This is a genomic window from Geobacillus sp. ZGt-1, assembly GCF_001026865.1.
In the GTDB taxonomy this organism is placed as follows: Bacteria; Bacillota; Bacilli; order Bacillales; family Anoxybacillaceae; genus Geobacillus; species Geobacillus thermoleovorans.
Genome location: NZ_LDPD01000016.1, coordinates 5145 through 19044 on the forward strand (window position 1 = coordinate 5145; position 13900 = coordinate 19044).

Genomic DNA, 13900 nt, shown 5'->3' on the forward strand with positions numbered 1-13900 from the left:
TGGCCCAGTTGCTGCACTTGTCCGTTCGTTTGTTGCAGCTGCTCGGCAAGTTCTTTAATGGCTTGCCAAATCATTTCATTTGAGATCGCTCCCATTCGACAATCCCCTTTCTGGTTCGATTCTCCTTCTATTATACATGACGAAAGAAAGAGATGATAGAAGAAAGATGACGAAACGTTTTTCTTTGCGGCGCGTCCTTCGAATGTGATATAACAAAAGAATGTCAGTAGTATGCACATACTGGAGGATGAACATGGTGATCCGTGTCAGCCATTTGCATAAATCGTTCCGCGTCCATCGCCGCGAAGCGGGATGGCTTGAGGCGGCGCGCAGTTTATGGCGGCGCGACTACCGCGTCATTGAGGCGGTGAAGGACGTTTCGTTTACGATTGAAAAAGGGGAGATTGTCGGCTTTTTAGGTCCAAACGGGGCGGGGAAAACGACGACGATGAAAATGCTTGCTGGCCTCTTGCATCCGACATCAGGAGAGATCACGGTCGGCGGGTTTGTGCCGTTTGAGCAAAAGCCGGAGTTTAAAAAAATGATGAGCTTGGTGATGGGGCAAAAAAGCCAGCTCATTTGGGACATCCCGCCGATGGAGACGTTTTTGGTCAATAAAGCCATTTATGACATCGACGATCGGGCTTTCCGCCAGACGCTCGAGGAATTGACGGAACTGCTCGACTTGGCGCCGCTGTTGGACAAGCCGACGCGCAGTCTGTCGCTCGGGCAGCGGATGCGCTGCGAGCTGGCGGCGGCGCTTTTGCATCGGCCGCAAGTGTTGTTTTTGGATGAGCCGACGATCGGGCTTGACGTTCATACGCAAGAAAACGTGCGTCGCTTTATCGTTGACTACAATCGGGAGCACGAGACGACGATTTTGTTGACATCGCATTACATGGGTGATGTTGCAGCGCTTTGCGACCGGGTGATGATCATCAACTACGGGCGATTGATTTACGACGGGGAACTGTCAGTGCTGACGGAGAAGCTGGCGCCGTACAAGCGATTGGAAGTCCGGTTTTCACGGGTTCCGGACATGGATTGGGGAAAGTATGGCGAAGTGGCGGAAATCGAAGAAGGAACAGTCGTATTGCGGGTGGCGCGCGAGAAGGCGGCGGGGACAGCAGCGCGGTTATTAGAGCGGTTTGATGTCCGCGACATCAATATTGAAGACCCGCCGCTTGAGGAAGTGATTACGCGCGCGTTTCAGGAGGAGCGTGTATGATTCGCAAATATATCGCTTTGTTGCGGATGAAATACATCGAAATGCTCGCGTATCGTTTGGCGACGTTCGTCTGGATGACGGGTGCGATCACGCAGCCGCTGATCACGATGTTTGTCTGGATGAACATTCATCCGGAAGAGAGCGATTCGTTTGTCTTTTATTTTATGGCCGTCATTTTTGTCGAACGAATGACGAGCGCGTGGGATGTATGGGAGCTGGACCGTGAAATTCGCGAAGGGACGTTTTCGAATTGGTTGCTGCGGCCGCTTCACCCGATCCATTGGGCGATCGCGGAAAACATCATTTATAAATGGCTGTTTGCCGTCATTTTAGTGCCTGTCTGGGTAGTGGCAGCGACATTTTGGCCGGCGCTTCGTCCTCACATGACGGCAAGTCAAATCATGTTGTTTTTGATGGCGGTTGTATTGGGTGCGGCGCTTCGTTTTTTGCTTAGTTACTCGTGCGGGTTGCTTGCGTTTTGGATGACGAAAGTGGCGGCTGTGTACGGCGTGATCGACGTCATTTCGTTGTTTTTGTCAGGACGGATCGCGCCGCTTGGGCTGCTTCCGCCGCAGCTTCGCGAATGGAGCGAGTGGCTGCCGTTTCGCTATATGATCAGTTTTCCGATCGAAATCGCCACCGGGGCGGCGGATGGAGGAGAGTTGGCGCGCGGCTTTGCGATCGCCGCCGGGTGGATGATGGCGCTGATTGGTGCTTTGCAATGGCTGTGGAAAGCGGGGATGAGAAAAAATCAGGCGGTAGGTGGATGAACATGCGGCGATACGGGCGGGTGTTCCGCGAGTTTTTCCGCGCTTGTTTGGTCGAGGAAATGGAATACCGGAGCGAATTTTTCGGCAATTTTATCGCCAGCTTTTTTGGCATCGCAATCGCTCTGTTGACCGTCCATATCTTTTTTTACCAGACGGATCGCTTAGGCGGCTGGACGTATGGGGAAGTGCTTGTGCTGCTCGGCGTCTTTAATACGCTGCGCGGATTCATCGATTTTGCGCTCCGCCCGAACATGCCAAGGCTGCTTGAGCATGTCAGGCGCGGCACGCTCGATTATATTTTGACGAAACCGGTCGACAGCATGTTTTACGTCAGCTTCCGCCACCTTGTCTTTTGGCGGCTTATCGATGTGGCGCTTGGCATCGGCGTCATCGGCTTCGGCTTGTATGTTGAACGCTACGTGCCATCGGCGGCCGACGTATGCATGTTTCTGATCGTGATGGCCGCTTCTCTTTTGCTCATTTATTCGCTATGGATGATGTTGATGACGACCTCGTTTTGGGTCGTGCGCATCGATGACTTGTCGTTTATTTTCGATTCGTTTTTTGATACGGCCCGCTTTCCCGGCAGCATGTACCGCGGGGCGGTGCGGTTGGTGATTACCTACATCTTGCCGGCGGTGTTGATCACCAATACGCCGGCTTTGGCGCTGCTTGGAAAATGGCGCATCCCGACAGCGCTGGCGGCTTTGGCTGCGGCCATTCTCTTTTTATGGCTGGCCCGTCGCTTTTGGCGGTTTGCCTTGCGCTTTTACACCGGGGCGGGCGGGTGAGGAAACGGCTCCTTAGACAGGGGCTTTTTTCTTTTGTCATGGTGATTTCGCCAGGGAATCAGCGGCGCGTATATCGACCCATGCCGTCCGATTCGCTTCTGGCCGCCATGAATAATGGAAAAGCGTTTCAGTGCTGATGACCTGTGCGTTCGGTCGACTGTCTCTTTCTTTGCATTGGCTTAGGATGTCTCCTTTCGCCGACGGCTCCCAGATCCATTTTTTCCATATTGATGGTTGGATGGCGGAGAGAATGGACACGGAGAAGGGGGAGGATGACTGTTTCTTTGCTTTCATATTCGTTGACTTTTACGTAAACGTCAATTAAAATAAAATTCAGAATATTGATTCTAGAAAAGGGATGGCCATGCACTATTTCACCATTTCCGATTTGGCGCAAGAGTTTGATGTGAGCACACGGACGATCCGCTATTATGAAGAACGCGGATTGCTCTCCCCAATCCGGACCGAGTCAGGGCAGCGGCTGTATACGAAAAAGGAGCGGGCGAAACTCAAGCTCATTTTGCGCGGCAAACGGTTCGGCTTTTCGCTTGACGAAATTCATGAGATGATTGCGCTGTTTGATGAGGATCGCACGGGGAAGAAACAGCTTGAAAAAACGGTCGAATACGGGCGGCGGAAATTGAAGGAGGTGAGCGAGCGGATCGAGGATTTGCTTCAGCTGAAGGCGGAGATGGAAGCGCTGCTTTCCGATTTTGAACAGCGATTGCGAGAATGGGAGGAATCGGATGGATGAACATTTCAGAGCTGCTCGCCCGGAATGCGAGGAAATTTCCAGAGAAAACGGCGGTCATCGAAGGAGAATCATCGCTGTCGTATGCCGAGGTCAACTGCATGGTCAATCGCTTGGCCTCATCATTGGCTCGGCTTGGTGTCGGACGCGGCGATAAAGTCGCGCTGTATATGCCCAATACCAAAGAGTTTGCCGTTTCGTACTTTGCTGTTTTGCGCCTTGGCGCGGTTGTTGTGCCGATTAACGCGCGCTTGACGGCGGCTGAGGTGCAGTATATTCTCGGCCATAGCGAGGCAAAGGCGCTCATCGCCCACGATTGGGTGCATCAAGTGCTCGCCCCGCTTGTCGGTGGAAGCGATGGAATCTGGGTGAAGACCGGGAAGGCGGAAGGCGGTTGGCTGTCGCTCGAGGAGTTGATCGATTCGGGTGATCCAGAAGAGATCGTCTGCCCAGCCAAAGAGGATGATGAGGCGACGATTTTGTATACATCGGGGACAACGGGGCGGCCAAAAGGGGTGTTGTTCACGCATCGCAATGTGATCACGGTTGCGGACATGATCGTGATCGAAACGAAAATCGACCGTCAAAGCCGCCTGCTGCATCTCATGCCGCTCAGCCACTCAGCGCCGCTTCATTTGTTTTTCATAGGCGGCACGTACGTCGGTGCGACCCATGTCCTAGCGCCTGCGTTTTCCCCGGATGCGTTGCTCGAACTGGTCGAGCGTCACAAGATCACCCACTTTTTCGGCGCGCCAGTGGCGTATTTGTTGACGGCGAAGCATCCGCGGTTTGACGAATACGACCTTTCTTCGGTCCGTTGCTGGATGTACGGCGGGGCTCCGCTGTCGCGTGAGGAAGTGAAGTTTGTCGCCAGCCGCTTTGGCGCCGGGCGGATGATGTGTTTATACGGTTTGACCGAAGCCGGCCCGAACGGGACGTACTTGTCTCCTGAGGAGCATGGCGAAAAAGCGGGGAGCGTCGGCCGAGATGCCGCTCTTCATTGCGAGGTGGCCCTCGTCGATGAGAACGGACAGGAAGTTGCGCCCGGCGAGGTCGGGGAGATCGTGCTGCGCGGGGAGAGCATCATGAAAGGATACTACAAGGACGAAGAAAAAACGAACGAGGTGATCAAAGACGGCTGGCTGTACACCGGCGATTTGGCGCGCCGCGATGAAGACGGCTACATTTGGATCGTCGACCGGAAAAAAGATGTCATCATTTCCGGCGGTGTCAACATTTATCCAAAGGAAGTCGAAGATGTGCTGCGAACGCATCCGGCGATCGCCGATGTTGCCGTGATCGGCGTGCCGCATCCGGAGTGGGGCGAAACAGCAAAAGCGTTTGTTGTATTGAGCCAACCTCTCGAACCGCTTGCGGAAGAGTGCAAGCGTTTCCTATCTGACAAGCTGGCTGACTATAAAATTCCGCGTCTGTATGAGGCGATCGCTGAACTGCCGCGCAATGCGACGGGAAAAGTGTTGAAACAAGTGCTGCGGATGTGGGAGACGACGGCGCAGGGAGCACAGGGACGATAAGAAGAGGGGAAAGGGGAGAGACGATGAAACCGCTTTATGAAGTCGATCCGAATTTGCTGGCGAATTTGAAACGGCATTTGGATGACGAATTGTATCGGTATGCGGAAGAAAAGCTCGCGTCGTTTTACGAATTTTGCTTGACGGACGTCGACCGCCGCGCCGTGCACACCGACCGCGAAGGGCAGCCGCGCCTCATCAAGTACGACCGGTTTGGGAACGACATTTCCGAAGTATGGGTAAACGAAGGATACGTGCAGACGGCAAAACAGACGTACGAAACGGGCATTGTCGGTTATGTGCACAAACCGATTCCCGAGCTTGGAAGAAAAGGAAACTACATGTATTCGTACGCCCAAGGGTACATTTTATCCCAAGCTGAGCCCGGGTTTTATTGTCCGGTGACGCTGACGATGGCAACCGCCTATGTGCTTGAACATTTCGCCGACGACGAGTTAAAAGCACGGTACTTGCCCCATGTCACTTCCACCGGTGAGGTCGAACTGTATGAAGGGGCGACGTTTTTAACCGAGCGCCAAGGCGGGTCGGACGTTGGCGCCAACGCGGTGCGTGCTGTGCCGTGCGGCGACCATTATAAACTATATGGGGAAAAATATTTTGCCAGCAATGCCGGCCGCTGCGGCGTGGCGCTCGTATTGGCGCGCATCGACGGGAGCGGGCCGGGGACGAAAGGGCTGAGCTTGTTCCTTGTCCCGTGGCGCAAAGAAGATGGGACGTTAAACGGCATCTCGATTCGCCGCCTGAAAGATAAGTTAGGAGTGCGCGCCGTGCCGTCGGCCGAAGTCGTGTTTGACGGGGCCGAGGCGTATGTGGTCGGCGATCCGCGGAAAGGCTTCTACTATATGATGGAAGCGCTTAATCTCTCGCGCGTCTGCAATGCGGTTGCTTCCGTCGGCATCATGAAGCGGGCGCTTGAAGAGGCGAAACAATACGCTGAGCGACGCACTGCCTTTGGCCATGTCTTGACGGATTACCCGATGGTGCGCGAGACGCTTGCCAATTTGACGGCGAGACAGGAAGTGGAAACGAGCGCCTGCTTTGACATGATCGCCTTGTTTGACCGCGTCATGGCCGCGCCGCATGAAGCGAGCGAGGCGGAGAAAGCATGGCTCAGGCTGCTGATTGCGCTCCTTAAGATGCGCACCGCCGAAGAGGCAATCGCGTTCAGCCATGAGGCGATTGAAATGCATGGAGGCAACGGGTATATTGAAGATTTTGTCACGCCACGCCTGTTGCGCGATGCGCAAGTGCTGACGGTTTGGGAGGGGACGGCGAACATTTTGGCGCTCGAGGTGCTGCGGTTGATGCGCAAATATCGCATCCACGAACGGTTTGCCGCCGAGATGCAGGAGCGCCTTGAGCGTTTGGCAGCTGACGTGAAGCCGCTCGCCCGCCCGGTCGAAGAAGGGCTTAAGGAATGGGGGGCAGCACTGGCGCGTCTTAACGGCCAGTCGGAAGAGGTCCAGACGTTCCACGCGAAAGCGATCGCCAATCGGATGTGCGATCTGTATTTGAGCATCATCGCCCTTGAACGCGGGCAAGAAGACGAACGGAACAGGTTGATCGCTGAGCTGTTTTTGCGCCATGTTTGGGAGCGCGGGCTCGTCGATGAACGCATGACGTCGGTGCGCGAGTTTGACTTGATCGTCAGATGTAAAGGAGCGTCTGCGCCGCTCGCGCATTCGTAAGTTGGCGGCATGAAGCGGGCCATGGGCGAAAGGGATGTTCGTTTTTGGCGGACATCTCTTTTTTTGACTGCCAAATGAGCAATTCAACAAGTAGGATGAAAGAAAGGAAGGGGAAAACGGACATGGAAGTGGTGCGCACGCCGCGCCGGACAAAACGGCGCGTTTGGATTTCTGCGGCCATTGGCGTTGTCATTTTGGGGTTGCTCGCCTGCGTCGGTTTGTCCGTTTATGTCGGCTGGCAGCTGACGCATAAACCGCGCGAGCCGGTTACCATGACGCCGAAAGACTATGGCATGGCGTATGAAAGTGCGACATTTACAAGCAAAGATGGGAAAACGGCGCTCGAAGGCTGGATCATTCCGCCTAAAGGAGCGGCGAAGATGACGGTCATTTTTGCCCATGGGTATGCCGGCAACCGGATTCAGAAAAACGTGCCGTTTTTGCCGCTCGCCAAGCGGCTTGTTGACGACGGGTACCGCGTCATCTTGTTTGATTTTCGCGCGAGCGGCGAGTCGGGAGGCGATATGATTACGATCGGCGTCAAAGAGAAAGACGATCTGCTTGGCGTCATCGATTACGCGAAGCGGCACTATCGCGAGCCAGTCGCCTTATACGGCGTTTCAATGGGGGCGGCGACATCGATTTTGGCGGCGGCAGAAGACAGCGATGTTCGCGGGGTGATTGCGGACAGCCCGTTTAGCGACCTCGAATCGTATTTGCGCGCCAATATGCCGGTATGGACGCACTTGCCCGATGTGCCGTTTACGTATTTGATTTTAGCGATCGTCCCGGCGCTTGCGGATTTGGATTTGGGTGTGTCTTCGCCCATCCATGCGGTCGATCGTGTCGCGCCGAGGCCGATTTTGTTCATCCACAGCAAAGACGACCGTTCGATTCCATACAAAGAAAGTGTGAAGTTGTACAACACCCATCCGCATGCGTTTCAACTATGGCTGACGGACAAAGCGGATCATGTGAAAAGTTTTTCTCTCTACAGCGATGAGTATGTAGAAAGAGTGTCGGCGTTTTTGCGCTCATTGGTAAAAACTTCTTCGTAAGGCGGCTGCGATTCGTGTTCGGCCGCTTTTTGTATTATAATGGAAGAAATAGAGAATGAAGATGGCATTGATCAACGAATCGAGGAGTGAATGCCATGTGCGGTCGGTTTACGTTGACAGTTGATTTGGAAACATTGCGGGCGTTGTTTCGTTTCCGTTATCAAGGTTCGCTTGCGCCTCGGTTCAACATCGCCCCGAGCCAGGAGGTGTTGACGGTCATTGTGGAAGAAGGGGAGCGAATCGGCAAAATGATGCGCTGGGGGCTTGTGCCGTTTTGGGCGAAAGATGATCGCATCGGTGTCAAAATGATCAACGCCCGGGCGGAAACAGTCGATGAGAAGGCGAGTTTTCACCATGCGTTCAAGCGGCGGCGCTGTTTGATTTTAGCCGATGGATTTTATGAGTGGAAAAAAGAGGGATCGAAAAAAGTGCCGTATCGGTTTACGCTTGCAACGGATGCGCCGTTTGGGTTTGCCGGTCTGTGGGAGCGCTGGGAGGGAGCGAGCGGGCCGCTTGAGACGTGCACGATCATGACGACGAGGGCGAACGAGCTCATCGCCCCCATTCACGATCGGATGCCGGTCATATTGCCTCCCGAGCAGCATGAAGACTGGCTGGATCCGCGTTTAGACGACAGCGAGTATTTGAAATCGTTGCTGCGTCCGTATCCGAGCAGCGAGATGCGCATGTACGAAGTGGCGCCGCTGGTCAACTCGCCGAAAAACGACGTGATCGCCTGCATCGAGCCGGTCGACAGCCGGTCAATGGAGGGAACGTGATGCATCCTGTCATCTTATTTGATGGCGATTGCCTGTTTTGCCATGCGAGCGCACACTGGATCGCCGCCCGCGACCGCCAGGCGGTGTTCCGCTTTGCGGCGCAACAGAGCGCCGTTGGTCAAGCATTGTTAGCCAAGCAGGAGATGTCAGCGGGAGACAGCGTCGTCCTCATCGAGAACGGGTGCTGTTATGTAAAATCTGATGCTGTCCTGCGCATCGGACGTCGTCTTGCTTGGCCTTGGAATTGGCTGGCAGCGTCTGGATTTCTCATCCCTCGGCTGTTGCGCGATCATATATATGACACGGTCGCCAACCATCGGCATCGTCTCACTCTGAAGCGCGATCATTGTCAGCTGCCGCCGCCTGAGCTGCGATCCCGCTTTCTTGATGAATGGCCGCTGTGGTGAAGAAGGAAAATACGCCCGTTTGTCGTATTGAAAAGGGAAAGAAACGTGGGAGGGGAAATGGATATGGCAAACGGAACAACACGGTGGCTTGATGAATGCACGCCTCGGGCGCTTGAGCGTTTTGCCGATGAATTGATCGCTATGGCCGAGCAAAGGGAGAACGAGGATCGGCGCCGGTTTTACGAAGGGATGGCGGTGGCGGCGAAACTCATCGCGCTCCGTTGGGAAGGAAAATGTGCCTATATTGATGATCATTTGCTTGATAACGTATACGAGGCGTTGGCTGTCTTCTCATTGGAAAAACTTGAGGAAACGCTGGCCTTGGAGGCAGAAGAGGCGCATGGCGGCGGCCGCTGCTCGTTTTGTCTCAAAGAAAAACCAAGGCTGGCCAAAGGTCCGCTGGCGGCAATTTGCGACGATTGCCTGCAGTTTGGGCTGCAAGTGATCGCCAAGCAGCCGTAATCGAGGCGGCGGTCATCGTGAAGGCGATGGCCGTCGTTTTTCTGCATAGCGGATAAGCGGGTAGGACAAGGCGAGCAACACGGCGATAAAGGGATGACGCCGCTCCAATGAAAATGCGCCTAGACGCAGCCGCCGGCTGTTCCGGCAAGGCTTCCCTAAATCATACATTGATGATGGGAAGGCGCGGCAGGGAATGCCAAACGTTTCATGAACGCTCCATGAAGACCGTTCCATCGGACATCGTGGTTCGTTCTCAAAGCCTGATTCTCCCATGGCCAACATGTGCAAAAGATGGAGCGCCAAAGGGGACGAAGGCCAAAAGAAGAGAGGAGGAAGGAGAATGATTCCGGTCGTAACATCTGATGAAATGTACGCCATCGACCGAGAAGTGACGGAGCGGATCGGCATCAGCGCTGATTCGTTGATGGAAAACGCAGGGCAGGCGCTGTTTCGGGTGCTGAAAGGGCGGATTCCGCGCGCTGATAGGGTGGCGGTGCTTGCCGGGGCGGGCAACAACGGCGGGGATGGGTTTGTCGTTGCCCGTATGTTGAAAAGCTGCGGCTACGAAACCGATGTATGGCTCATTCCACCAAAGGAAAAGGTGAAAGGAGCGGCGCGCACCGCGCTTGAGGTGTACGAGCGGTCCGGGTATTCGTGGATTCCGTATGAAGGGAATGAACAAGAGTTTGCGATGCGTGCGCCGCACTACGACGTGATCATTGATGCGCTCCTTGGCATCGGCGTGAAAGGCGAGGTTCGCTCTCCGTATCAAGAAATCATTGAACAACTGAACCGCTCGCGGGCTGTTGTGTATGCAATCGATGTGCCAAGCGGGGTGCCGGCGGATGGCGGTGATGTCGCCGCGGCCGTTCGCGCGGATATGACGCTCACCATTCAATGCCCGAAGCTTGGGGCGTACACATTCCCAGCGGCCGATTATTACGGGGAACTCGCTGTTGTAGATATCGGCATTCCGCCGCTCGTGGTCAAAACGAATGCAGCCCGTCGGTTCGTGTGGGAGCGAAGCGATGTCATGCGGACGATGCCAAAGCGGAGGCGGTCCTCGCATAAAGGAACGTATGGCAAACTGCTTGTAGTCGGCGGATCGAAAGCTATGGCAGGAGCAGTGACGCTCGCCGCCAAGGCAGCGCTGCGAAGCGGGGCCGGACTTGTGACCATGGCTGTTCCAGAAACAGTGTACGAAGCGGTTGCCAATCGGATGCCCGAGGCGATGTGCAGGCCATGGCCGGCCGAAGGGGGAGCGTTTGCCGGCGCGGCCGATTGGAACGGGCTGGATGTCGATGCGCTCGCCGTTGGTCCAGGCATGGGGAGAACGGAAGGGGTGCGCCGTCTTGTTGGGGAGTTGGTGCGAAAGCCGGTGCCCCTTATCCTCGATGCCGATGCCCTATTTTTCTGGGATGATTACGCTGAACAGGTGCGCCGCCGAAGCGCGCCGACGGTGATCACCCCGCATCCGGGGGAAATGGCGCGCATCGTCCGTCGCTCCATTCGCGAGGTCGAGCACGACCGCTTTGGGTTATCCAAGCGGTTGGCGATGGAATATGGCGTGTATGTCGTGTTGAAAGGGCCGTATACGATTGTTACGGCGCCGGATGGATCGCAATATGTCAACACGACCGGCAACCCGGCTTTGGCGAAAGGCGGCAGCGGTGACGTGTTGACGGGCATCGTGGCGGCGTTTTTGTTGCAGCACGAGGCGGTGCAGCCTGCGGTGAGCAATGCGGCGTTCGTGCATGGAAAGGCTGCTGATTGGCTTGTTCAACACGGTCATTCGCCTTGGGATGTATTGGCGTCGGACGTTGTGGAGGCCTTGCCGGCTGTGCTCGCTTCGCTGGCGTGATCAACCGGTCCATTGAAAGGGGCGCTGGGGGATGAAAACGATCCAGCTGGCTTGCGAATAACCGGCTGGCGTTTTCTTTCTCCCAGCCTTCTGCGCATAAGGCATGTGGTTCGGGCGCAAACTTTACCGCTGAGGCCGTATTTGCGGCTGCAGCTGTAATCGTTGGTTTATCAGCCGACAATCTTCCACTGATCGCTGGGCTGCGCCCTTCACGCGCTTGAAGCGGGAGTCTTCTTTCGAAACGATGATCAACGTTGCGGAAAGGCGGAAGTTCCATTTTTGGACAAACATGGATATCATGAATGTAGAAATAGAAGAAGGGAGATGGGAGTCATGCCGCAATTTGTTTGGCTCGAGACGGAGGAGGAAGTAAGAAGCGCTTTTCCGGTCATGCGGGAGCTGCGCACTCATTTGGATGAAGAAACGTATGTCGCGCTTGTGCGTGAAGCGCAAGAAAAAGAAGGGTATAAGCTTGCGGCGTTATATGATCAGGACAAAATGGTTGCCGTTGTCGGATTCATGCCGATGATCACGCTCTATAACGGCCGTTTTATTTGGGTTTGCGATTTGGTCACGACATCAGCCGAACGTTCGAAAGGGTATGGAAAAGCGTTGCTGTCGCATGTGCACGAATGGGCGAAGGAGCAAGGCTACGGGATTGTCTCGCTGTCATCCGGCCTGCAGCGGGTTGACGCCCATCGCTTCTATGAGGAAAAAATGGAATATCAAAAAGTGAGTTATGTGTTTTTGAAACGCTTATCGATTTGAATCCAACGGCGTCCGTTCAGCGGGCGCTTTTCATTTTGTGGTAGAAAGTTGTTCCACTTTTCATTATAATAAAAAATATATAACTCGTATTTTGGAATTAATATTCTGATATTCGGAACAGAGGGGCAATGATGAATAAAACGGTCTTAAAAACAAAAGAACTGCTTGATTTGTTTCTCGATTGCGAACGGTTGACGCTGCCGGAAATGGTCGAGCGGCTTCGGATGCCCAAAACGTCGGTGTACCGGATGGCGCAGTCGCTTGTTGTCCTTGGTTTTTTGCAAAAACGAGGCGATTACTATGAGCTCGGTTTAGCCTTCTTGACGTTTGGCGCGCTCGTCGCCGAGCGGCTCGATATTCGCCGGGCGGCGCTGCCGGTGATGAAGCGGCTGAAAGAGGAGACGAACGAAGCGGTGAATCTTGTCATTCGCGACGGTGATGAGGCGCTGTATATTGAAAAAGTCGAGACGTCCGAGCCGGTGCGCGTCTATACGAAAGTCGGGCGGCGCGCCCCTCTGTATGCCGGGGCGTGCCCTCGTGTCTTGCTCGCGTTTATGGACAAGGCGGATCGGGAACGTTATTTAGAACAAGTCGAGCTTGTCAAAATCGCCAAACATACGGTGACCGACAAAGAAGCGCTGCGCCGGTTGTTNGAAGAAGACCGGGACCGCGGCTATACGGTCAGCTATTCTGAGCTGGAAAACTATTCGGCCGCCGTTGCGGTGCCGATTTTCAACCATGAAGGCGCGGCGGTTGCCGGGCTGAGCGTTGCCGGGCCGGAACAGCGCTTTTCGCCAGATGATGTGGCGCGCATCGTTCCGCGATTGAAGCAGGCGGCGATGGACATTTCGCGCGAACTCGGCTTTCGGGGGAAGGGATGACGGTGGAGTATACGTTGTTTCCATTATGCGAATATGCGGTGACGGTTCGGTTTTCAGACCGCATTGACGAGGACGTGAATGATATCGTCCACCAAACGGCCGCCCGGCTTCAGGCCGAGCGAAAAGAAGGCATCGAGGAGATCGTGCCGGCGTTTTCGTCACTCACCATCTACTATGATCCATTGGTGATCGATTACATCGGCATAGGCGCATGGCTAAGGAAAAACATCAGGCGGTCTGAACAAGCGGTGCGGCGTTCGGCGCGGACGGTCGTCATTCCCGTCTGTTACGGCGGCGAATTCGGTCCGGATTTGCCGGATGTCGCTCGTTTCCATGGGATGACAGAAGACGAAGTGATAGCGCTCCATTCGGCCGGACGCTACCGAGTTTATATGATCGGCTTTTCTCCTGGATTTGCCTATTTAGGAGGGCTGTCGCCGCGCTTGGCGACGCCAAGGCGGTCGGTGCCGCGCACAAAAGTGCCTGCCGGTTCGGTCGGCATCGCCGGCGGACAGACGGGCGTCTACCCGCTTGCGACGCCGGGCGGCTGGCAACTGATCGGTCGAACGCCGCTGAAGCTGTTTGACCCGCACCGAGAGAAGCCAAGTTTGCTTGCGGCTGGCGATATCGTCGCGTTTCAGCCGATTGGGGCTGATGAATTTGCACGTTGGAGCGAGGAACATGATTGACGTCATCGAGGCTGGGTTGTTTACAACCGTGCAAGATGGCGGGCGTTTTGGCTACCGGCATGCCGGCGTGCCGGCGGGCGGGGCGATGGATGCGTGGGCGTATCGCCTGGCTAATGCGCTTGTCGGCAACAACGGTGATGAGGCGGTGCTTGAGGCGACGATGGCCGGACCGACGCTTCGGTTTCGCGTCGAGGCCGTCGTTGCGGTATGCGGN

General features: G+C 55.2%; 14 protein-coding genes and 2 pseudogenes. All 16 read left to right on the forward strand.

Annotation, left to right across the window (positions count from 1 at the left end; all coding sequences use genetic code 11):
• The first annotated feature begins 256 nt into the window (after positions 1-256).
• Positions 257-1228 carry an ATP-binding cassette domain-containing protein gene (locus VU18_RS06415; protein ID WP_031206562.1) on the forward strand — a complete coding sequence of 324 codons (972 nt, stop codon included), beginning with the start codon at positions 257-259 and terminating at the stop codon, positions 1226-1228.
• Positions 1225-1998: an ABC-2 family transporter protein gene (locus tag VU18_RS06420; RefSeq protein WP_011230984.1), complete on the forward strand. Its 774-nt coding sequence runs from the start codon at positions 1225-1227 to the stop codon at positions 1996-1998. The genes VU18_RS06415 and VU18_RS06420 overlap by 4 nt, the downstream gene beginning before the upstream one ends.
• A gap of 2 nt (positions 1999-2000) precedes the next feature.
• The gene (locus tag VU18_RS06425; RefSeq protein ID WP_011230985.1) at positions 2001-2789 is read left to right on the forward strand and encodes an ABC transporter permease; all 789 of its coding nucleotides are present in this window, start codon (positions 2001-2003) and stop codon (positions 2787-2789) included.
• Positions 2790-3153: 364 nt separating this feature from the next.
• Complete coding sequence (locus VU18_RS06435) at positions 3154-3543, forward strand: MerR family DNA-binding transcriptional regulator (protein WP_011230986.1); 390 nt, start codon at positions 3154-3156, stop codon at positions 3541-3543.
• On the forward strand, positions 3540-5075 hold the full coding sequence (locus VU18_RS06440; RefSeq protein WP_014195650.1) for a class I adenylate-forming enzyme family protein: 1536 nt from the start codon (positions 3540-3542) through the stop codon (positions 5073-5075). The genes VU18_RS06435 and VU18_RS06440 overlap by 4 nt, the downstream gene beginning before the upstream one ends.
• Before the next feature lie 23 nt (positions 5076-5098).
• Positions 5099-6781 (forward strand): acyl-CoA dehydrogenase family protein, encoded by a 1683-nt coding sequence (locus VU18_RS06445; RefSeq protein WP_011230988.1) that lies wholly within the window; start codon positions 5099-5101, stop codon positions 6779-6781.
• A gap of 95 nt (positions 6782-6876) precedes the next feature.
• Positions 6877-7839 carry an alpha/beta hydrolase gene (locus VU18_RS06450; RefSeq protein ID WP_020278846.1) on the forward strand — a complete coding sequence of 321 codons (963 nt, stop codon included), beginning with the start codon at positions 6877-6879 and terminating at the stop codon, positions 7837-7839.
• 95 nt (positions 7840-7934) lie between these two features.
• Positions 7935-8618 carry an SOS response-associated peptidase gene (locus tag VU18_RS06455; protein ID WP_011230990.1) on the forward strand — a complete coding sequence of 228 codons (684 nt, stop codon included), beginning with the start codon at positions 7935-7937 and terminating at the stop codon, positions 8616-8618.
• Positions 8618-9025 carry a thiol-disulfide oxidoreductase DCC family protein gene (locus tag VU18_RS06460; protein ID WP_011230991.1) on the forward strand — a complete coding sequence of 136 codons (408 nt, stop codon included), beginning with the start codon at positions 8618-8620 and terminating at the stop codon, positions 9023-9025. The genes VU18_RS06455 and VU18_RS06460 overlap by 1 nt, the downstream gene beginning before the upstream one ends.
• 63 nt (positions 9026-9088) lie before the next feature.
• The gene (locus tag VU18_RS06465; protein ID WP_021322568.1) at positions 9089-9487 is read left to right on the forward strand and encodes a hypothetical protein; all 399 of its coding nucleotides are present in this window, start codon (positions 9089-9091) and stop codon (positions 9485-9487) included.
• A gap of 340 nt (positions 9488-9827) precedes the next feature.
• Complete coding sequence (locus tag VU18_RS06475) at positions 9828-11348, forward strand: bifunctional ADP-dependent NAD(P)H-hydrate dehydratase/NAD(P)H-hydrate epimerase (protein ID WP_011230993.1); 1521 nt, start codon at positions 9828-9830, stop codon at positions 11346-11348.
• Positions 11349-11627: 279 nt separating this feature from the next.
• A complete protein-coding gene (locus VU18_RS06480) occupies positions 11628-12116 on the forward strand; it encodes a GNAT family N-acetyltransferase (RefSeq protein ID WP_110107772.1) in 489 nt (162 codons plus the stop codon).
• A gap of 131 nt (positions 12117-12247) precedes the next feature.
• On the forward strand, positions 12248-12768 hold a 521-nt coding region (locus VU18_RS06485), incomplete at its 3' end, for an IclR family transcriptional regulator (RefSeq protein ID WP_236687309.1).
• Position 12769: 1 nt separating this feature from the next.
• Positions 12770-12997: pseudogene (locus VU18_RS19540) on the forward strand (IclR family transcriptional regulator C-terminal domain-containing protein); the annotation flags it as partial.
• A complete protein-coding gene (gene pxpB, locus VU18_RS06490) occupies positions 12994-13686 on the forward strand; it encodes a 5-oxoprolinase subunit PxpB (RefSeq protein WP_013145505.1) in 693 nt (230 codons plus the stop codon). The pseudogene VU18_RS19540 and the gene pxpB, both read left to right, overlap by 4 nt.
• Positions 13679-13899 (forward strand): annotated as a pseudogene (locus VU18_RS19545) (KipI antagonist); the annotation flags it as partial. The gene pxpB and the pseudogene VU18_RS19545, both read left to right, overlap by 8 nt.
• Position 13900 lies beyond the last annotated feature (1 nt).